Source organism: Bacillus sp. ISL-7 (assembly GCF_018613065.1).
The window spans coordinates 74299-93995 of sequence record NZ_JAGGQW010000007.1 but is presented as its reverse complement, the minus strand read 5'-3'; the positions used below and the strand labels follow the sequence as shown (position 1 = coordinate 93995).

The following is a 19697-nucleotide window of genomic DNA, read 5'->3' as shown; positions in this document are numbered from 1 at the left end:
TCAGTATTATGGCCCAAACTAACCATAGGAAAAGGCGAATATAAAATAAAAACAACTATAAAAGCGGTGTGTTTCTCAGATGAATCACACTGCTTTTTGCGCGTTATATAGGAAGATTATGTTAAAATTTTAAGTTTTAAGATTCCTTTTCGGTATTTCAAAGATGTAAGAATCTAAGCCTTTCATGATTGAGGGATATCCTGCTTTATTGTTTTTTCTTTTTTCCAATCAACAGTATTGTATGACTTGTGTGTGTCACATTTGGGCCTCCACTCATATACTAAGTTTGAAAAAGATTAGTTGTATGACATAGGTGCACTTTCAAAATATTGTTAAAAGGGGTAGAAAAAATGACTCACAAATGGATATTAGCGATTGATGCCGGCGCATACGAGGTGAAAGGAAGAACAAGGGACGATGTGTTTAAGTTTAGGTCAACAATTGGACCTTACCGCCATCTTCATTTGGTGAATGCAGATAGCAGCCAAATGGAAGCCGGCGACTACATCGTCGAGTACGGGGACGAGAAGCTGTTTGTGGGGAATATCGCCTGGCGGGAATGTCATGCAATAAGAGAGCCGAGAGATATTTCGAAGGCGCACGAAGAAACAAAGATCAGGGTACTGGTGGCAGTTCATCAGTATGGTAAAACGGAAGGGAACTGTGTAGTGATTGGGCAGCCGATCCGTGGAATGGTGAATAGAGACAGGGAAAGTATGGAGAAGATGCTGAAAGGGGAACACACGATCACGGTGAACAATGTTAGGAAGACGTTTTACATCGAGGAAGTAAAAGTCGCTCCTGAAGGGTCTGGGGCATACTTCAGCATGGAAGACAGGCCGGAGGACATTGCGAACATCATCGACGCTGGAAGTGGTACCTTCAACTATTTAAGAGTGGAAGATGGCTACTTTATTGACAGGAAAAGCGGGACCCTTGCTTTCGGTGCTGAAACAGACATGGAAATGACAGAAAAACAAATGGCAGTAGCCATCCTGGCGGAACTTCGGGGCAAGTGGAACTTATACGAACCGACCTATCTTTGCGGAGGAATTGCTGAATATCTTTTGCCACATATTAAAGAGCATTTTAGTAATATCAAGCTAATCAGACCCGTCCTCTACCGGACAAATGGACACAAAGCATACAGTCCGCAATATGCCAATGCTTTCGGATTTTATTCTATGGGGAAAGCGGTCTTTGTTGATGAATGAACTGAATCGAAAGATCAAGTCCGTCCCTTTCAACCTCGATGACCCTTATGAAAGAGAGCTTCTAGAACATTGTAACCAGTACATTCACTTTGCGACATATATCAAACGCCTGATCCAACGAGATATGGAACAGGGTGTCGGAGTCATTCGTAAAGAATATGAAAAGGTAGAAATGAAACTAGAAAAATCTATCGACAAGTTGAAGTTGAAAAGCTTCGGTCTCTAACTCCTATATGGGGTCTTTTTTTTGGATTCTATACTTAGGGGTTCCGTACCTTTTACCTTTTCTACATTTTCCTCAAAGTAATTTGAATCCATTTTATGGTGTCAGGCACCAGAGTGAATTATCTATTTTTTAAGGTGTCAGGCACCACAATGGATTATCAATTAAAGAAAAAAAGTTTTTCTTGCAAAAACGCTTTCATTGGGATTATAATATGAATAAATCGATTTACTAAACCGATTTACTAAAACGATTTATCAGAATTACTTTTTAAAAAGGGGTCTTCGTTATGGAAAATGTAATTGTCCCGTTAAATGCTTATGATAGATTTGAAGTGTTGAAGAAGGGGCAAACTTCATTCATTAGGCACATTGCCGAGTCCGGTGCTTTTGGAATTGAAATTCGCCGTGAATTATTGTCGGACCAAGATCTACCTCTAGATAGCATTAGAAAAGAAATAGAACAATATCAACTTTTTACTGTGTACTCGGCTCCGATTGAATTATGGAAAAAAGATTACGGTTTAAATGAAAAGGAATTAAACGAGATCTTTCACGAAGGAATAGCACTTGGAGCTAAATGGATAAAAGTATCACTAGGGCATTTTCATAAAGGTCAATCAAATGTCATCGAGCTGAATACCTTTTTGAACCAGCACCAAGGAATTCAATTGCTAGTTGAAAATGACCAGACGCTTCATGGTGGGAATATCAACCAATTAACGTCCTTTTTTGAAAGCGCCTCCGAGCAGGACACACCAGTAAAAATGACATTTGACGCAGGGAACTGGTACTATTCCGGTCAGGATGTGGACGATGCATTAAGCAAGCTTTCACCATATGTCCATTATCTGCATTTGAAACAGGTAGAAGATGATCATGGCGAGTTCATCACTGTGCCTCTTCAAAAAGATGGGAGTCACAGCTGGGAGAAGGTTATGAATAGTTTACCATCTGAAATCGCAAAGGCGCTTGAGTTTCCTATCGAACCAAAGGAGAAAACAAAAGAGTTTATTCAGATGATAACAGAAAGTGAGGCTTTATCATGCAACAGTTAGATGTGATTACATTTGGAGAAGCGATGGCGATGTTTATGGCTAATCATCCAGGTTCCTTACACGAAGTTGGCCAATTTACCCGTGAGCTTGCCGGTGCAGAAACCAATGTGGCAATTGGGCTTGCCAGGCTTGGTCTCCGCTCTGGTTGGGCAAGCAGAGTCGGAAATGATGCGTTTGGAAGATTTATAATCGAAAGGCTCAAAAATGAAAACGTTGACATTGGCCATGTGTTGATCGACAAAAATTATCCGACTGGATTTCAATTGAAGTCAATGGTATTAGAAGGCGACCCAGAGGTTCAATATTTTCGCAAGGGTTCGGCAGCGAGCCATCTAAATAGTAAGGATTTCAATGAAGATTATTTTCAAAATGCAAGGCACTTGCATATGACAGGAATTCCATTAGCCCTCTCAGAAAGCGCCAGAGCCTTTGCAAGACATGCTCTATCGTTTATGAAAAAGAATGGCAAAAAGGTTTCCTTTGACCCGAATTTAAGGCCAACACTTTGGGCATCACAAGAAGAAATGGTGAAGGAAATGAATGAAGCCGCGTTCCTAGCTGATTACGTGTTACCGGGAATCGCTGAGGGTGAAATCTTAACCGGCTTTAAGGAACCTCGTGAAATCGCTTCCTTTTACTTGGAAAAAGGTGTCGAGCTTGTTGTCATAAAGCTTGGTGCAGAGGGAGCATTTTATAAAACAGCAACTGAAGAAGGAACCGTTCGCGGTTTTCATGTCGAAACGGTTGTTGATACCGTTGGTGCGGGAGATGGCTTTGCGGTTGGGGTGATCAGTGGATTACTCGAAGGTCTCCACGTTCATGATGCGGTTTCAAGGGGAAATGCAATTGGTTCGTTAGCAGTTCAATCACCCGGTGATAACGATGGCTATCCAACCAAAGAAGAGTTAGCAAAATATATAGAAAAAAACTTACAGGGAGTGAAATAACATGAAACAAACGATTGCCAAACAACGATGGTTACGTCTGATTCCAATTGCTTTTATCACTTACAGTCTTGCTTACCTTGACCGTGCTAACTATGGATTCGGTGCAGCTTCAGGATTGGCTGAGGACCTTCACATTACAGCGGGTACTTCTTCCTTACTTGGGTCGCTTTTCTTCTTAGGTTATTTCTTTTTCCAAGTGCCTGGAGCTGCCTTTGCCGAGAAAAAGAGTGCAAAAGTCCTTATTTTCTGGTCATTAATTGCTTGGGGGTTATTAGCTTCTTTCACAGGGATGATCACCAATATTAAATTATTATTTGTGATACGCTTTGCCCTCGGGGTAGTGGAAAGTGCGGTAATGCCGTCCATGCTTGTACTCTTAAGTAACTGGTTTACGAAAGCAGAGCGTTCTCGTGCGAATACGTTCTTAATCTTAGGAAATCCAGCAACCGTATTATGGATGTCAATTGTTTCTGGTTATTTAGTTAACTCTGTGGGCTGGAGATGGATGTTTATTGCCGAAGGTCTTCCTGCCGTTATTTGGGCATTTATTTGGTGGAAAGTTGTAAATGACAAACCAAGAGATGCAAAATGGTTAACCGAACAAGAAAAGAATGAATTTGAACAACAATTAACAAAAGAACAAGAAGGTATTAAGCCGGTTAAAAATTACGGTGAAGCTTTTAAATCGAAACCAGTTATTCTGTTAAGCGCTCAATATTTCCTTTGGAGCATTGGTGTATATGGGTTTGTAATGTGGCTTCCTTCTATTATTAAAGCAGCACCAAATATGGATATTGTAAAAACAGGCTGGTTGTCTTCTGTACCTTATATTTTAGCCATTATTCTTATGTTAGTAGCTTCTTATTTCTCTGATAAAACATTGAACCGAAACGCCTTTGTTTGGCCATTCCTATTAATTGGTGCAGTCGCATTTTATGCCTCTTATGCTATTGGAACGGACCATTTCTGGATTTCATTTGTCTTATTAGTTATTGCCGGTGGTGCCATGTATGCTCCATATGGTCCATTCTTTGCAATCATTCCTGAAATCCTCCCTCGTAACGTGGCTGGCGGCGCGATGGCCCTTATTAACAGCATGGGTGCATTAGGATCGTTTGTTGGCTCTTATATCGTAGGGTATTTGAATGATTCGACTGGTGGATTCGGTGCTTCTTACATCTTCATGGCAGGATCTTTATTCCTTTCCGCTATTTTAACCATTTTGGCGGTAAAAGCGGCAAAAAAGGAAAGAAACAAACCATCTGATGTAAATATGAGTGCATAAAAAACTGTCAACAGCTTTGGGATTTTTCCAAGGCTGTTACCAATTGTATATAACATAAAAGAGATAAAAGGAGTTTTTAAAATGGGAGTAGATGAAATCAAAAAACGGGCGGTTGTTGCGGTCATTCGCGGTGCCAGTTTGGAAACCATCATTCCAATGGCCCATGCCCTAAAAGAAGGCGGAGTCACAGCTCTGGAAATTACGATGGAAACCCCAAAAGCATTAGCGATTATTGAAAAAGCGGCCGATGTGTTTGGTGATGAGATTTTTGTAGGGGCCGGAACGGTTTTAGACGCTGAGACTGCCCGTGCAGCCATTTTGTCAGGAGCAAAGTTTGTTTTTTCACCAACTGTTCGGAAGGAAACGATTGAGATGACGAAACGGTATGGGGTCATTAGTGTCCCTGGTGCATTTACCGCAACCGAAATTCTAACTGCCTATGAGTACGGTGCCGATGTGATTAAAGTATTCCCAGCAGGAAGTGTGGGACCTGGTTATTTTAAAAATCTAGCGGGTCCACTGCCGCATATTCCGTTAATGCCGACTGGCGGTATTGACATGGAAAATGCCAAGGATTATATCCGTGCTGGAGCGGTTGCTGTTGGTGTCGGAAGTTCGTTGGTTAATCCGAAAAAAGCATTAACGGATGATTATTTAAGTTTGATCACCGAGAATGCAAGGAAGTTAATGGAAGAAGTCCAGTCAGTTCGGTAAGCATAAGGGGAGGATGGCCATAGTGGCGAGTACTTGGTTATAAACAAGTGCATTGTCATTTAGGGGGTCATCCTCCTTTGTTTACATGTGGGCGACTTTGAATCGATCATTACTGGAAAATTAGTAGATTTGCCGCTAAAATGAAGTCAGTGAACCAAGAGGAAAGAGGAAGATAGGCATGGAAAAAGTAACAATGGCCGACGTAGCAAAAGCGGCAGGCGTGTCAAAAAGTACCGTTTCTCAATACTTAAATAAACGGTTTGAATATATGGGGGAAAAGACCAAGCTTAAAATTGAAGCGGCGATTGAAGAACTTGGCTACCAGCCCAATTTTATCGCAAGAAGTCTAAAGCAAAAGCGGACCTCTATGGTTGGAATCATTGTTGCAAATATTACGCATTTTTTTTCAACTGAAATCAGCCGTGCCATTGAGGATTTTTGTCATCAACATGATTTGCATGCCATCGTCTGTAACGCAGATGATGATCCCGAAAAAGAGAAGAAATATATTGAAATGTTGAGAGCAAAGCAGGTAGATGGTCTGATCATTTTTCCTACTGGACAAAATAATGATTTATATAAAACCATGGTGCGTCAAGGCTATCCTGTAGTGTTTGTAGATAGAAGAGTCGAGAATCTTGATGTGTTTTCAGTAATTACGGATAATACCGATTCCACTTACAAGGCCTTGCAGCATTTCATAGCGAAGGGTCACAAGAATATTGCCTTTGTGGTGCAGCCGCTATCGGTTAGTACTCGTATCGATCGATTGGCTGGATATAAAAAGGCCGTAACAGATGCGGGATTAGAGGTAAATTCAGATTTCATTATCGAATCAAGTATCTCGGAAATGAAAAGCAAATTAGAAAAGCTTTTTTCATTAGAGGTTAAACCAACAGCAATCTTTGCAGCAAATGATCGTGTTTTTCTCGCGGTTACAGAATTTATTAAGGAAAAGGGAATAAAGCTAGGGAAAGAGCTTGAGTTGATAGTATTTGATAATATTCCATTTGCTCATTTACTAGAGGACCCCATTTCCTTCATTAGTCAGCCGGCATCAGAAATGGGACACAAGGCTGCAGAGCTGTTATTTGAACAGATTAATAAAGAAAACACTTCTCCGGGAGTGTTTGTTTTTCCAAGCAAGTTGGTGTAGAAACGATTCATTAGTGCCTGACACCAAAACTGGTTCGGGCACACATTGTCCATTGAAAAACGCTTACAAATGAAGTATAATCAATTCATAAACCGATTTAGTAAACCGATTTATCTAAACCCCATGTAAAGGAGTTTGATTATGAAAATACAACTTGCTTTGGATCGGATGGAAATAGCTGAAGCCATCGAGTTAACAAGGAGAGTAGAGGATTCCCTTGATTGGATTGAGGTGGGTACTTCTCTAATCAAAGAATTCGGTGTGGCTAGCATAAAAGAGATGAAACAAGCATTTCCAAATAAACAAATAGTAGCTGATATAAAAACGATTGATAATGCCCGTTATGAATTTGAACTGTGTTTTGATGCTGGGGCTGATATTGCTACCGTCATGGGAGTTTCTCCCCTTGTAACAATTGATACCTGCATGGAAGTAGCCCATCGTTATCAAAAAAAGGTCATGATTGATCTGTTAAATACCTCTGATCAACAAAAAAGAGACTTAAGGAAATATAAGGACGCCATATTTTGCGAGCACGTAAGTAAGGACCAACAAGAGGAATTAGGCAGTCAAAATCATGGAACAAAGCCAAGTGATTTTTCAGGATTTCAGGTAGCGGCAGCTGGTGGGATTACTCTAGATTCGATCGAAGACCTCGTAGGGTCTTTAAACCCAGCCGTTGTGATTATTGGCTCTGCTATTACGAAAGCGGATAATCCGTCAGCGTCAGCGGCACAATTTAAACAACTTATTTTACAAACGGAGGGAAATAGAACATGTTAGTCATTCCTACTATATTAAAAGAAGTGGAAACGGTCCTCAGTCAAGTCGAAGAGGAGCAGCTTCAAGAGTTAGCGGTTCAATTGCAAAAAGCCAAGCGGATTTTTGTCATTGGAGAAGGACGGTCCGGGTTAATGGCAAAATCATTTGCGATGCGCTTAATGCATTTGGGAGCAACGGTCTTTGTTGTAGGGGAAACGATCACTCCGTCCATTGATGAAGGTGACCTTTTAGTCGCGATTTCGGGTTCAGGTACAACGAAAAATGTGGTTTGGACGGCTGAAAAAACGCATTCACTTGGTTGTTCGGTAATAGCTGTAACTACAAATCCAGAGTCTCCATTAGCTATGGCGGCAACGCAGATTCTTCATGTACCCGCAGCGACAAAATATCGCCGCGAGAATGAGCTGAAAACGATCCAACCGCTTGGATCTTTATTCGATCAATGCGCTCATATTCTATTTGATACCTTATGCCTGCTTTTCAGCCAGCTGAACGAAGTGGACCACACCCTAGCTTTCGGCCGACATAGCAATTTAGAATAGGAAAAGTGAATGGTGCCTGACACCAATTCGGGGATTACCGAATTGGTGTCAGGCACTCTTTTTTTGAAAGTGTTTTAAAACCAATTATAACCGCCTAGACTAGAAACCCTCGGATGTATTAGAATAACAGGGATGAATGGAAGAAATGAACATATGTCTAATTTGCCAAATTGCCCTAAATGTCATTCCGAATACACGTACGAGGATGGAAGCCTTTTTGTTTGCCCGGAATGTGCTCATGAATGGAATTTAGAATCAGATACAGAAAATGAAGACCAAAATATTGTTAAAGATTCAAATGGAAATGTTTTAACCGATGGGGACTCTATTACAGTCATCAAAGACCTAAAAGTAAAAGGAAGTTCATCTGTTTTAAAAGCAGGTACAAAGGTTAAAAACATCCGTTTAGTGGATGGCGACCACAATATTGATTGTAAAATTGATGGTTTTGGCACGATGAGTTTAAAATCTGAATTTGTTAAGAAGTTATTATAGTGTCTAAGAATGAAAAGGGCTAGGTATAAAGCCTAGCTCCTAGTAATTCCCCATTTCCACATGATAGTTTTTCTCGGTAAGAACTTTATGCAGCTGTTCAATATGATCGTGATTCTTTGTCTCGACTGAAATCTCAATTTGGGCATAGCCAGGATAAATATCTTTGCCAATCCGATGGAGATTAACAGATTGAACGTTGGCGTCTAAATCGGTTATTGAACTCAATACTCGTTGAAGTTCACCAGGTTTATCTTTTAAAGTAATCGTAAAATTAGCATACCTTCCAGATTCAACTAAACCGCGTTCGATAATTCTTGAAATAAAATTCATATCTACATTTCCGCCGCTTAATACAGCAACCACTTTTTTCTCCTTAATATTCAATTTTTCATAAAGTAAGGAAGCAAGTGAGACGGCGCCCGACCCCTCAACTAAAAGCTTATTCCTCTCCAAAACCATTAGCATGGTCCTGGCAATTTCCATTTCATCGACACAAAAAACATCATCCACGTATTTTTGAACGATTTCAAAGGGCCTCAACCCTGGTTTTTTAACCGCGATCCCATCAGCCATTGTGGGTGTGGAGTCAACCATTACAGGTTTATTTTCAAACAAGGACTGCTTCATACTTGGGCAGGCAAGGGCTTGAACACCGTAAACAGATATATGGGGATTTTTTTCCTTTACTGCCATAGAAACTCCAGCAATGAGTCCACCGCCGCCAATTGGGCAAATAACCGCTTCCACATCTGGAAGCTGGTCGAGGATTTCTAACCCGACCGTACCTTGTCCTGTCATGATAGTCTCATCGTCAAAAGCATGAATAAAGGTCGCATCGAGTTGCTCTTTCAGTTTTAATGCATAGGAGAGAGCATCATCGAATGTGGCCCCCTCTAAAATTACTTCAGCGCCATATTGTTTTGTGGCTAGAATTTTACTAAGTGGAGCGCCTTTAGGCATCACAATTTTGCATGGTACGCCAAGCATTTGACTTGAATACGCTACTCCTTGAGCATGGTTTCCAGCAGAAGCAGCGATTACTCCCTTTGTTAGTTCATCCTTTGATAGTGAATTAAGCTTATTGTAAGAGCCCCTTACTTTAAAGGAGCCTGTTTTTTGAAGGTTCTCAAGCTTTAAATAGACTTCATTATGAGCGAGCTGACTAAATGTTTTGGAATAATCAAGGGGTGTCATATGGACAATTCCCTTCATTTTATCCCGTGCAATGATGATATCATCGATGTTCAAGTTTTTCATCCTCCGTCCACAAGGTTCTTCTTTTTAGGATGTACTGGAGAAAGTAAAATATGTCTTGATTAACTCTATGTAAATATCTATTAAACGTTTAAGTCTGCGGGAACTCATTCACTCTAAAAAAGAATTTTTTAAAGCTATTAAGTAAAAAATAAAAATAATAAATATAGGTTGAAAGGGGTGTTAACATGCCTGAACATTATGAAGTTATTCCAAGGAAAGAGGCGGCAGAGATATTGTTCCTGCCGCCTTCGTTCTTCTTGATATTTCATTAATGAGAATGCAAACTACTTTCTTCCATCCAATAGGCTTCCCGTATATTGATCTGCTTACGAATTTTCCGTGTGACATCGATAGTGATTTCACCCTCTTCGTACAAGTTCTGTATTTCATCACGTTCTGCTTGAAAGGCTTTCACTCGTAATTCTCTTTGTAATTGTGTGTAGTGAGTAGAATCTGCGCCTTTTTTGGCTAGTTTTAATTTCATGATTAATTCGCTATATTCTCCAATAATGACTAAATAAATATTGGCATTTTCAGAAGTCATTTGATTCTTCAAATACTGAATAGCTGCTTTCGCCATGTTTACTTTTAGTCGGATGATCTTTTTTATTTGTGCTTGGCGATGTATAAGCCGTTCTTTGTTATTTGGCAGAAAAAGATGTACAACCTGGTACAAACTTCTTTTAACCAAGGTCCAAATAAATAATCTACGGAAGTGGATTCGGTTTGTAACCGCGAGCCTCATCCGATGGATATGTTCTTCAGACATATAAGTCATTTCACGGTCAATTTGTCCCTCTTTTTTCAATTTTTCGATGTAGTTGGCTTCGGCATCAAGGGCCTTCATCCGAATTTCATTTTCTACTAATTTCAGTCGCTCGGAGTTTTCATCACTTACATTAGTTAGGCGATTCCGAATTTGAGTGTATGCTGAAATAACGGAGACAGCTGCTCCACGATTTTCATCATTCATCAATTCCCGAATCGAACGAATCGCGGAGTCAATTGTCCGGAGCATAGCAACCTGTTCCATTTCCTCCTTAAGTTTATCCGTATTTCCTTTATCCGGCTTGGCGAGAATCGGCAAGAAAGTACTCGCTGCTACTAGTGTTACAAGTATTACCCCAGCAGCAATAAAGATGAATAATGAGCGCTGAGGAAAGGGACTTCCATCCTCAAGTACATAGGGAATCGTAAATGCACCGGCTAGTGTAACAGCCCCTCGTACACCTGAAATCGTAATGATGCCAATCGCTCTCATCGAAGGCATTTGGATTTGCTTTTTCAGCCAGCCCCAATGCCAGGCAGCCCCGATCCACAAGAAGCGAAGGACGAAAAGTGAAGCAGAAATGATAAAAATATACTTACTCACTTCCCAATTATTAAACAATGGGTCTTGAAAAATTTCACTAATGACACTTGGTATTTGTAAGCCCAACAGCACAAATACCAATCCGTTCAGAATATAGATAAGTACGGTCCAGGTACTTTGAGAAACCACTTGCAATTGCAATGCAGGGGATTGGTCACGATCGCGATAGATGGTATGAACAATGCCTGCTGCTACGACAGATAAAATGCCGGAGAGATGGAAATGCTCAACCAGGTAAAAAATCACAAAAGGGGTGAGGAGTTGGATGAGCATGTGAATCGTTACATCCTCCATCCCCAGCCGTCGAATAAAGATTTTCAATTGGATAATAAGGACGGCAAGAATGGCACCACCTACTAAACCTCCAATGGAAATAATTAAAAAGCTCCAGCTTGCCTCAGCCAATGAAAAAACACCCGTCACAGTGGCGGCTACTGCAAATTTAAACGCTACTAAACCGGAGGCATCATTCATGAGCCCTTCCCCTTCAAGGATATGCATAATTGTTTGCGGTATCTTTACCCTGCTTGAAATGGCACTCACGGCAACAACATCAGTAGGAGAAAGGATGGCCGCTAACGCAAAAGCAGCAGGCAATGGTATCGACGGGATGAGCCAATAGATTAAGTATCCAATTGCGAATACGGTAACAAACACAAGCCCAAGAGCTAGCAATAGGATTGGTTTTCGTAATTTCCATAATGCGTGCCGTGAAACATTTTTTCCATCATGAAAAAGCAGGGGAGCGATAAATAAAACGAAGAACAATTCCGGCTCCATTGGGATATGAATTCCTATTGGAAGTGCCGCAAGTAAAACCCCTAGTGCAATTTGAACCAGCGGCACTGGTATGTATGGCATAAAATGATGGATGAAACTGGACAAGCCGATAACAGCGAGCAATAAAAGTGTAAGTAGAAAAAATTCCATTTCATGTCTCCTCTCCTAAGTATTTTGTGTAACAAAGATATTTTTCAACACATTAGAGAGGGAAATTTCACTTTTTTAAAAAAAAGACTCAGTTAAACTGGTCTGTTGATTTCCGCTCCAGGCGCTTCGCTTTCCGCGGGCGGTCAGGGGAGCCTCCCGCAGGAGTCTTCGCGCCTTCCGCTCCAATCACATGTGCCAAAATCAACAATGAGCTTTAACATAGCCCCAAAAAATAAGCGAACAGTGAATGGCACTGTTCGCCTTATTTTTAAACTTCCACCTAGGCAACTTTCACTGTCCAGTTAAATGGATCTTCTTTTTTTCCAAGTTGGATTCCGGTCATTTCATCATAGAGGCTCTGAGAAAGTTCGCCGATTTGACCGTCATTTATTGTAATCGCTTGGTCATTCCAAGTTAATTCGCCAACAGGGGAAATAACAGCAGCTGTTCCTGCACCAAAAACTTCTTCAAGCTCGCCGCGCGCATGTGCTGCAAAAACCTCTTCAATTGAAATTTTCTCTTCGCGTACAGGAATATTCCAATATTTTAGTAATTCAATAACCGAATCACGGGTGACACCTGGTAAAATGCTTCCGTTTAATCTTGGTGTTACCACTTCACCATTGATCTTGAAGAAGATATTCATGCTGCCAACTTCTTCGACATATTTCTTCTCTTTTGCATCAAGCCAGAGGATTTGAGCAAAACCATTTTCATCAGCTTTTTCTTGTGCTTTCAGACTAGCCGCATAATTTCCAGCAGTCTTCACATGGCCCACTCCGCCAATAACAGCCCGAACATACTGTTCTTCCACATAAATCCTAACAGGACTTAATTGGTCACCATAATATGCTCCCGATGGAGAGAGAATGACTAGCAATTTATATTGTTTCGCAGGACGAACACCAAGATAAGGTTCGGTTGAGAAAATAAACGGACGAATGTATAGAGAAGTCCCTTCTCCATCAGGAATCCAATCCTTTTCTGTTAAAATCAATTGTTTAATGGCATTTAATAAGAAATCCTCATCAATTTGGGGAATGCACAGTCTTTCGCATGAATCATTCAATCGCCTCATGTTTTTTTCAGGGCGGAAGAGCTGGATCGTTCCATCTGCTGTCTTATAGGCCTTCATGCCCTCAAATATAGCTTGTCCATAGTGAAAAACCATCGCAGAAGGATCGAGTGTTAATGGCTCGTATGGAGTAATTCTCGGGTCATACCATCCGATTTCATGTTGATAATCCATAACAAACATATAATCGCTAAAATACTTACCAAAACCAAGTGAAGCAAAATCAGGCTTTTCCTTTAAAACTTCTCTTTGAATAAATCCAATTTCTTGTTTCATGATTACACCTCTTGTCGATTCTCTACTTTACCTTGTTGAAAAGTAGGCCATATTCATTCGATATTAAACTTTTGAAACGTAAAATCCAAATGGGGAGCCGAATTGAAATTAACTGTATTATCTAACTATAACACTTTAGTAGTACAAACTTCCATCCTCTAAGATTAAGATGAACAAAATCTTACGTAATGGAACCTATTTAAAATGGGCACGACTAAAGGGAGAATGATTGTGGTAATATTTAACTAAATGTAAACAGGAGGAGAATTAGCGATCCCCTACGAGGTGGAAATATTTGCTTGGCACGTTGCTAAAAAATTATGTAGAAAAAATAGATCCTAAAAGTTGAAGGTTACGGAGGTCAAACATGTGGTTGATGTTTTTACAGAAATAATTATCGAACGCCCAGTTGGACAAGTTTCAAAATATGCAGCCAATCCTGACAACGCCCCAGAATGGTATGTTAATATTCAATCAGCCGAATGGCAAACCGAAAAACCATTAACCTTGGGTTCAAGAGTGGCCTTTAAAGCACAATTCCTCGGGAGAGAACTTGCCTATATCTATGAAATTACAGAGTTTATTCCAGAAAAAAAGCTGGTTATGAAAACCGCACAGGGACCTTTTCCAATGGAAACTACCTATACTTGGGAAGCCTTAGAAGTCAATCAAACAAGAATGACCTTAAGGAACAAGGGAAATCCAAGCGGTTTTTCAAAAGTGTTTGCACCGTTTATGGCTCCAATGATGAGGCGAGCAAACATGAAAGATTTAAAAAATATTAAGGATATTCTTGAGTCTTGAAATAGTGTGTTAACAGAGGGTAAAAAAGAAAAACGCCACAATAGGGCGTCTAAAAAATTCATAATTACTGTTCATTGTTTTCAGTGGTATTAGTAAATGCATTGGGGTCGACCGTGTTTGCTCCGTAATCTGGAACATTGCTCGCATGCTCTTTGTGATACTGTGACCCTGAACCTTGTTGATTAGGATTGGATTTCCCTTTTTGCTGGTTGTTTTGCTGATTTGGCATGATCTTCACCTCCTAAACACAAAGAGTAGTATATGTAGTATGGATGTAATTATTCAATGGAGAAACAACAATTTGAAACTTTCTCCTACTTTTTTCGTATACTTAGAACAAACCCTTAAAGGAGATGTGAAGGAATGTTCCTAGCAGAACTTCAGCCAGAGGAGAGGAAGGCGTTTCTTGAACTTGCTGCTCTGATTGCCAAAATTGATGGAAAAATATCTATATTTGAGAATTCCGTACTTATCAGGTGCCAAAAGGAAATGGGACTTGAGGATTATAAAATAAAGGGTCTTGAAATTGGAGAAATCCTTAAAGTATTTAAGAATGAACGCTCAAAAAACATCGTCGTAACCGAACTCCTTCAACTCATCTATTCAGATGGAGTTTTTCATGATCAAGAAAGCGAAACCATCCAATTCATAAAGTCGTACTTCGGCTTCGATTCAAGTGAATATGGGAGTTTCAAGGATTGGATTGTTAAGATAAAGGAATTAACGGTGTCTAAGGGGACATTGAAATAAAAAAACGTACTATTCCTCAGACAAATTAAAAATTATTAGTATAGAAAAAGAAGGATGCCGGTTATGTAACCGCCTCCTTCTTTTTTTATAAACCCAAATCTTTTTAGAATTTTCCGATTTCCATAAATTAATATTGACGGAGAATACCTAGATGTTATATATTTTATCATATTGATGTTAGGAAATATAACACGAGGAGCTGATTCTTTGAAAAAGATTGAGGCAATCATTCGACCGGAGAGGCTCACAGATACAATTAAGGGTTTGAAAAAATTAGGAATTACGGGTTTTACTGTTTCACAGGTGGTTGGAAGAGGGAAACAAAAAGATACGCAAGGTGTGTATCGTGGAAAAAATTATCAAGTGACACTCCATCCAAAAGTAAAAATGGAAATTGTTCTTTCGGACTATTTGGTAGAGTCTACCATCCAGACCATCGTTCATTCTGCCCAGACCGGTGAAGATGGGGACGGTAAAATATATATTTATCCAATTCTAGAAGCTTATAATATTCGGACCGGGACAATTGACTATGATATTGATGATCTAGTGAATGATAAGGGGTGATCTTATGGAATTAATGTATATAAATACCGTGTGGGTCGTCCTTGCGGCAGCCATGGTTTTGTTTATGGAAGGTGGATTTAGTTTACTGGAAGCTGGATTTGTCCGAACGAAAAATGCGGTTAATGTTACGATGAAAATCTTTGTGGACTTAACGATTGGAGCTTTGGCGTTTTGGATTATCGGATTTGGGGTAATGTTTGGAAAAGATGCCTTCGGGTTCATTGGGACCAGTCTTCTTGGAAGTCCAGAGAAAATTGTACTTTCTCTTGAATTGCCAAGTGTTGCTTTCGTTCTTTTTCAAATGGGGTTTGCTGTGGCATGTGTCTCGATTATTTCAGGTGCAGTAGCAGAACGGATGAATTTTAAAGCCTATGTAGTCACTGCTGCGCTCATTTGTATGATTATCTATCCACTTTCTGGACATTGGATTTGGAACAGCGACGGATGGCTAGCAAAGTTAGGAATGAAGGATTTTGCGGGTTCAGCAGCAATTCATGCACTCGGTGGATTTACTGCTTTGGCTATGGCAAAGCTATTGGGACCGAGAAAAGGAAGGTTTAATTCGGATGGCAGCGTTAATGTGTTTGCCCCAAGTAATATCCCGTTAGCTTCAGCGGGAGCCTTTATTTTGTGGTTCGGATGGTTTGCTTTTAATGCAGGAAGTACATTAGATGCCTCTAGCTCAGCGCTGGCGCCTATTGCTATTAATACAATGTTAGCTGGAGCAAGCGGCGGGTCAGCAGCACTCTTTTTGACGATGCGAAAGTTCGGAAAAGCCGATCCAAGTATGACGATAAATGGTGTTTTAGCTGGTTTGGTAGCCATAACGGCCGGATGTGCCTATGTCTCTGAATGGAGCGCAATCCTGATTGGAGCTTTAAGTGGTTTGCTTGTTATTTATGCTACTCTGTTAGTCGATTATTTAAAGGTGGATGATCCTGTGGGGGCTGTGGCCGTTCACGGTTTCGGTGGTGTGTTTGGAACGATTGCTGTTGGATTGCTTGATCGGTCCCAAGGCTTTTTAACGACTGGTGATTTCTCGCTTTTAAAGGTGCAATTACTGGGTGCAGTGGTAGTCATTGTCTGGGGGCTAATTGCTGGAACTTTTATTGCGAAGGTATGCACAATGACAGTTGGTTTCCGAGCAACAGAACGGGAAGAAGACGAGGGCTTAGATATGTCTTATCACGGTATTCCTGCGTACAATGAATTAGAGCGTTTTACCGATATCCCAACTAGCCTATTTAATTTTGAAGAAACAACGGGGATCACCGTTGCATCTCCTACCATTAGGAAAGAGAAGGAAGTAATGTAGTTAGCTAGGAATCCCTTCACGGAGGGATTCCTTATTTTATGCAAACATTTGTTTCGTTGACCTCCGAATCGTTCAGGTAAGATGCAGCTAAGAAATAAATGCGTCCCCCAATATTAAAAGAAGACCTCGGTATTTGAACCAGGGTCATTTTTTATAAACTTTTATTTGATTGATGAAGAGGAATTCGTTAAGCTGCGAAGCACTTTTTTGTATTGTTTTAAAGAGCTTACCTTGCCTATATAGCTATTCTTTCTTTTGAAATCAGAGGAAATAAACATGATGGCAAGGGACGGGAAGAATTTTTTTGTACGAAAACGAAGGTCCTTCCAATAAACAAAGTAGCCGTTTTTTCTAACAGCAACAAAAGGATAAGCGAACGATGTACTGGCAAGAAAGTCTGACACGGACTCGTCATTTGTACTCTCAGAAACCAATACTGGAAAGTCAATATTTTTGGAAAGAGTATGTTCTATGTCGAGTGTATTATCTGAATAAACTCCAAATAAAAAGTCCTCCCTCGTCTCGATAAAAATATCCCATTTAAATAGGGTGATACGCGGGATTAGTTTTATACGGTCAGCTCTAATAAAATGTTGCTGTAGGTGCCTTTTGGTTAATAATGCTGACAGAGTTCGAACAGCCAGGTATAAAAATATGAATACATAAATGATTAAGAAGATAATCCCTGCCTGGTAGAAAAAGAGTAATCCAAACCCTAGAAAATGGATTGTTAAAATGTAAGGGTCCAATAATGGGATAGCGTCAAAGGCAATCCATTTTTGGGAAAAAGGCAGCAGGATTTGCGTTCCATGGACATTGAATAAATCAAAAAGGACATGAAGAATCACTGCTAAGAACGTCCATAAAAAGAGAGGAAGAAATTCTGAAATGGGGAAGAGTGGGTAAAGTAAGCCAGAAACCAGTAATCCCCATAAAGGAAGAGCTGGCAGGGAATGTGACAGGCCTCTGTGATTCCTGAAATAGCTACCTTTTCCTTTTAATCTGTAAATGATATCAAAATCAGGGGCATTTGAACCTATTACCACCCCTAACATGACCGCCTGTGATAGGGTCTGATTAGATGATACGGCAGGGTCGATTTGAGAAAGAGCACCAATGCCAAAGCCTATAACAATATGCGAAAAAGTATCCACTCTATCACTCCTCTACTTTATTAATATATTGGGAAAAAATTGTACAACAAATCAGGCATATTTTTGTATCTTTGGTTCATCGATAACGGCTCGATAATGCCAAAGTAAATTGGAAAAGATTTTATCCCAGCTTTGTGTTAGGGCATAATTTCTCCCTTCTATCCCCAATTGCTTTCTCAGGCTATCATTTTCTAATAACTTCAAGATGGCGTTCGTAAACTCCATTACATTGCCGGTTTCACACAAATAACCTGTTACTCCTGCCTTAATAATATTTTTTACGCCTCCGGAATTGGCGGTAATGGCGGGTGTACCACTTGCAAGTGCTTCAATCACAACATTTCCAAACGTTTCAGTAGGAGAGGGAAAAACGAATAAGTCTGATGCGGAGTAGATTTCCGCTAATTGTTCTCCAGTTAAGTATCCTGTTAATGTCATGTTCGTAGGCGCTTCTATTTGAAGTTCTTCCCTTTGGGGACCGTCTCCGATAACAAACCATTGAACTTCCTCATTGATCTCAGCTGGCAGTGCTTTTGCTACTGCTAGGAGTGTCTGTACATCTTTTTCTGGGGCTAACCTGCCTACATAGGTTAAGAGGTACTTTTTTGAGATCCCCCATTGCTCACGAATAGCTTGTTTTTCGTAATAAGGGTGAAAAAGCTGACAGTCAACTCCACCGGGCCAAACTTCTAAATTAACAAATCCCTGACATTTGAGTTGAGTTAACGTTTCATTAGAAGGGACAAATAATTTTTTAAAGGGCTTATGGAACCAATTCATATATTTCCAAAGGATTTTTGAAAAAAATCTAAGATCATAAAATTTCAAATAATGGTCAAAATCAGTATGATAGGAGCCGACAAGTGGAATAGTTAGTTTTTTTGCAAGATAGACACCACAAAGTCCCATGTTAAATGGTGTAGCGACATGGATGATATTCGGGGAGAATTCTTCTAATTCTGATTTAATACGAGAAAAATTGGGAAAAGCCAGGCGACACTCAGGATATAAGAAAAAAGAGAGACTTTTAATGCGGCGGACGTTTGAAGAAACATATTAGTTTGTAAGAGAATCGGGTGCAAAGACTTTGTACGAGATGTTTTTATTATCCAAGTAGTGAATGAAATATTTAAGCGTCCGAGCAACTCCATTGATATCCGGGTCAAAGGTATCAGTGAAAATGGCGATCCTCATAACCTTTCCTTTCTGACCAATATTGAACTACCGTATTGGGGATACTTTAGATACTTAAACGTCATTCACATCTACTCCCTCCAAATTATAAGCTCCCCTTTATTGTATTAAATAAAGGAAACCAATCTTCTTAAGATTCTGTTAATAAAATGTAAAGATTCTGTATAGTAAAAAAACCAGGCGGCAGGGCATGACAATGATATTGTAGGGGCAATGAGTGAGGTTAAAGACTTTGAAGTCGCGTTTAAAGATGCAGTTCAGTTCGCGTTCAATAGAGAGGATACGATTCTGGTTGCGACAGCTGATCACTCAACCGGCGGGATGAGCATTGATCGAAATGGTAACTCCGGATCGCCATTATTTTAAAATGGCGAACAGCAACTGTTACTGTTCGCCATTGGGATTCCCCCAGCCCCAGCCTTTTCACTGATGTACCTCTTATTATCTTGGGATTTTTTAGAATATCCTGCTTTAATAGTTTATCAAGATAATAGGTTATTATATATCATTCCCATATGTAATCTTCTCTAAGTCTTAGGTCCTATTTCTCATTAAGGGCTTATCGATTTCTTTTTACATGAAATAGA

19 protein-coding genes and 2 pseudogenes are annotated in these 19697 nt (G+C 40.0%); 15 read left to right on the top strand and 6 right to left on the bottom strand.

Going from position 1 to position 19697, the window contains the following annotated elements:
- Positions 1–350: 350 nt before the first annotated feature.
- The 10 genes from J7E66_RS02265 to J7E66_RS02220 all read left to right on the top strand — a co-directional run bounded on the left by J7E66_RS02265 (position 351) and on the right by J7E66_RS02220 (position 8416).
- Positions 351–1214 carry a ParM/StbA family protein gene (locus J7E66_RS02265; RefSeq protein ID WP_214997833.1) on the top strand — a complete coding sequence of 288 codons (864 nt, stop codon included), beginning with the start codon at positions 351–353 and terminating at the stop codon, positions 1212–1214.
- Positions 1207–1440, top strand: a complete 234-nt coding sequence (locus J7E66_RS02260) for a hypothetical protein (protein ID WP_214997832.1) — start codon at positions 1207–1209, stop codon at positions 1438–1440. The genes J7E66_RS02265 and J7E66_RS02260 overlap by 8 nt, the downstream gene beginning before the upstream one ends.
- 286 nt (positions 1441–1726) lie before the next feature.
- The gene (locus J7E66_RS02255; RefSeq protein ID WP_214997831.1) at positions 1727–2494 is read left to right on the top strand and encodes a sugar phosphate isomerase/epimerase family protein; all 768 of its coding nucleotides are present in this window, start codon (positions 1727–1729) and stop codon (positions 2492–2494) included.
- Positions 2482–3441 (top strand): sugar kinase, encoded by a 960-nt coding sequence (locus J7E66_RS02250; protein ID WP_214997830.1) that lies wholly within the window; start codon positions 2482–2484, stop codon positions 3439–3441. The genes J7E66_RS02255 and J7E66_RS02250 overlap by 13 nt, the downstream gene beginning before the upstream one ends.
- A 1-nt stretch (position 3442) precedes the next feature.
- On the top strand, positions 3443–4726 hold the full coding sequence (locus tag J7E66_RS02245; protein ID WP_214997829.1) for an MFS transporter: 1284 nt from the start codon (positions 3443–3445) through the stop codon (positions 4724–4726).
- 81 nt (positions 4727–4807) lie between these two features.
- Positions 4808–5440: a bifunctional 4-hydroxy-2-oxoglutarate aldolase/2-dehydro-3-deoxy-phosphogluconate aldolase gene (locus J7E66_RS02240; protein ID WP_214997828.1), complete on the top strand. Its 633-nt coding sequence runs from the start codon at positions 4808–4810 to the stop codon at positions 5438–5440.
- Between the two features lie 178 nt (positions 5441–5618).
- Positions 5619–6596 (top strand): LacI family DNA-binding transcriptional regulator, encoded by a 978-nt coding sequence (locus tag J7E66_RS02235; protein ID WP_214997827.1) that lies wholly within the window; start codon positions 5619–5621, stop codon positions 6594–6596.
- Positions 6597–6737: 141 nt separating this feature from the next.
- Positions 6738–7379, top strand: coding sequence for a 3-hexulose-6-phosphate synthase (hxlA, locus tag J7E66_RS02230; RefSeq protein ID WP_214997826.1), 642 nt, complete (start codon positions 6738–6740; stop codon positions 7377–7379).
- Positions 7373–7921: a 6-phospho-3-hexuloisomerase gene (hxlB, locus tag J7E66_RS02225; RefSeq protein ID WP_214997825.1), complete on the top strand. Its 549-nt coding sequence runs from the start codon at positions 7373–7375 to the stop codon at positions 7919–7921. Before hxlA ends, hxlB begins: the two co-directional genes overlap by 7 nt.
- Positions 7922–8074: 153 nt before the next feature.
- Positions 8075–8416 (top strand): zinc ribbon domain-containing protein YjdM, encoded by a 342-nt coding sequence (locus J7E66_RS02220; protein WP_214997824.1) that lies wholly within the window; start codon positions 8075–8077, stop codon positions 8414–8416.
- A 39-nt stretch (positions 8417–8455) separates the two neighbouring features.
- Here the strand turns inward: J7E66_RS02220 and ilvA are convergent, their stop codons facing one another.
- The 3 genes from ilvA to J7E66_RS02205 form a co-directional block, all read right to left on the bottom strand.
- On the bottom strand, positions 8456–9628 hold the full coding sequence (ilvA, locus tag J7E66_RS02215; protein WP_251032720.1) for a threonine ammonia-lyase: 1173 nt from the start codon (positions 9626–9628) through the stop codon (positions 8456–8458).
- 313 nt (positions 9629–9941) lie between these two features.
- Complete coding sequence (locus tag J7E66_RS02210; protein WP_214997822.1) at positions 9942–11975, bottom strand: Na+/H+ antiporter; 2034 nt, start codon at positions 11973–11975, stop codon at positions 9942–9944.
- Positions 11976–12255: 280 nt separating this feature from the next.
- Positions 12256–13326: a branched-chain amino acid aminotransferase gene (locus J7E66_RS02205; RefSeq protein ID WP_214997821.1), complete on the bottom strand. Its 1071-nt coding sequence runs from the start codon at positions 13324–13326 to the stop codon at positions 12256–12258.
- Between the two features lie 369 nt (positions 13327–13695).
- On the opposite strand from J7E66_RS02205, the gene J7E66_RS02200 reads away from it, so the two are divergent.
- Entirely contained in the window at positions 13696–14130 is a 435-nt protein-coding gene (locus J7E66_RS02200) for an SRPBCC family protein (RefSeq protein ID WP_214997820.1), read from the top strand.
- A gap of 64 nt (positions 14131–14194) precedes the next feature.
- Here the strand turns inward: J7E66_RS02200 and J7E66_RS02195 are convergent, their stop codons facing one another.
- Positions 14195–14359 (bottom strand): hypothetical protein, encoded by a 165-nt coding sequence (locus tag J7E66_RS02195; RefSeq protein WP_168241813.1) that lies wholly within the window; start codon positions 14357–14359, stop codon positions 14195–14197.
- A gap of 134 nt (positions 14360–14493) precedes the next feature.
- Here J7E66_RS02195 and J7E66_RS02190 point away from each other — a divergent pair, with 134 nt between their 5' ends.
- From J7E66_RS02190 to J7E66_RS02180, 3 genes are all read left to right on the top strand, one after another.
- Positions 14494–14880, top strand: coding sequence for a hypothetical protein (locus tag J7E66_RS02190; protein ID WP_214997819.1), 387 nt, complete (start codon positions 14494–14496; stop codon positions 14878–14880).
- Between the two features lie 207 nt (positions 14881–15087).
- Positions 15088–15447, top strand: coding sequence for a P-II family nitrogen regulator (locus J7E66_RS02185; RefSeq protein WP_214997818.1), 360 nt, complete (start codon positions 15088–15090; stop codon positions 15445–15447).
- A gap of 4 nt (positions 15448–15451) precedes the next feature.
- Positions 15452–16762, top strand: a complete 1311-nt coding sequence (locus J7E66_RS02180) for an ammonium transporter (protein ID WP_214997817.1) — start codon at positions 15452–15454, stop codon at positions 16760–16762.
- Positions 16763–16923: 161 nt separating this feature from the next.
- Here J7E66_RS02180 and J7E66_RS02175 read toward each other — a convergent pair whose 3' ends face one another.
- Both J7E66_RS02175 and J7E66_RS02170 read right to left on the bottom strand, forming a co-directional pair.
- The gene (locus J7E66_RS02175; protein ID WP_214997816.1) at positions 16924–17916 is read right to left on the bottom strand and encodes a metal-dependent hydrolase; all 993 of its coding nucleotides are present in this window, start codon (positions 17914–17916) and stop codon (positions 16924–16926) included.
- 51 nt (positions 17917–17967) lie between these two features.
- A pseudogene (locus J7E66_RS02170) lies at positions 17968–19110 on the bottom strand (glycosyltransferase family 4 protein).
- A gap of 183 nt (positions 19111–19293) precedes the next feature.
- Here J7E66_RS02170 and J7E66_RS02165 point away from each other — a divergent pair.
- Positions 19294–19452: pseudogene (locus J7E66_RS02165) on the top strand (alkaline phosphatase); the annotation flags it as partial.
- Positions 19453–19697: the final 245 nt, after the last annotated feature.

Bases quoted from the DNA above. Each gene is read 5' to 3' on its own strand.
- J7E66_RS02260 (WP_214997832.1), top strand. From the start codon at position 1,207: ATGAATGAACTGAATCGAAAGATCAAGTCCGTCCCTTTCAACCTCGAT.
- J7E66_RS02265 (WP_214997833.1), top strand. From the start codon at position 351: ATGACTCACAAATGGATATTAGCGATTGATGCCGGCGCATACGAGGTG.
- J7E66_RS02255 (WP_214997831.1), top strand. From the start codon at position 1,727: ATGGAAAATGTAATTGTCCCGTTAAATGCTTATGATAGATTTGAAGTG.
- J7E66_RS02195 (WP_168241813.1), bottom strand. From the start codon at position 14,359: ATGCCAAATCAGCAAAACAACCAGCAAAAAGGGAAATCCAATCCTAAT.
- hxlA (WP_214997826.1), top strand. From the start codon at position 6,738: ATGAAAATACAACTTGCTTTGGATCGGATGGAAATAGCTGAAGCCATC.
- J7E66_RS02245 (WP_214997829.1), top strand. From the start codon at position 3,443: ATGAAACAAACGATTGCCAAACAACGATGGTTACGTCTGATTCCAATT.
- J7E66_RS02250 (WP_214997830.1), top strand. From the start codon at position 2,482: ATGCAACAGTTAGATGTGATTACATTTGGAGAAGCGATGGCGATGTTT.
- J7E66_RS02205 (WP_214997821.1), bottom strand. From the start codon at position 13,326: ATGAAACAAGAAATTGGATTTATTCAAAGAGAAGTTTTAAAGGAAAAG.
- J7E66_RS02220 (WP_214997824.1), top strand. From the start codon at position 8,075: ATGTCTAATTTGCCAAATTGCCCTAAATGTCATTCCGAATACACGTAC.
- hxlB (WP_214997825.1), top strand. From the start codon at position 7,373: ATGTTAGTCATTCCTACTATATTAAAAGAAGTGGAAACGGTCCTCAGT.
- J7E66_RS02240 (WP_214997828.1), top strand. From the start codon at position 4,808: ATGGGAGTAGATGAAATCAAAAAACGGGCGGTTGTTGCGGTCATTCGC.
- ilvA (WP_251032720.1), bottom strand. From the start codon at position 9,628: ATGAAGGGAATTGTCCATATGACACCCCTTGATTATTCCAAAACATTT.
- J7E66_RS02235 (WP_214997827.1), top strand. From the start codon at position 5,619: ATGGAAAAAGTAACAATGGCCGACGTAGCAAAAGCGGCAGGCGTGTCA.
- J7E66_RS02210 (WP_214997822.1), bottom strand. From the start codon at position 11,975: ATGGAATTTTTTCTACTTACACTTTTATTGCTCGCTGTTATCGGCTTG.
- J7E66_RS02190 (WP_214997819.1), top strand. From the start codon at position 14,494: ATGTTCCTAGCAGAACTTCAGCCAGAGGAGAGGAAGGCGTTTCTTGAA.
- J7E66_RS02180 (WP_214997817.1), top strand. From the start codon at position 15,452: ATGGAATTAATGTATATAAATACCGTGTGGGTCGTCCTTGCGGCAGCC.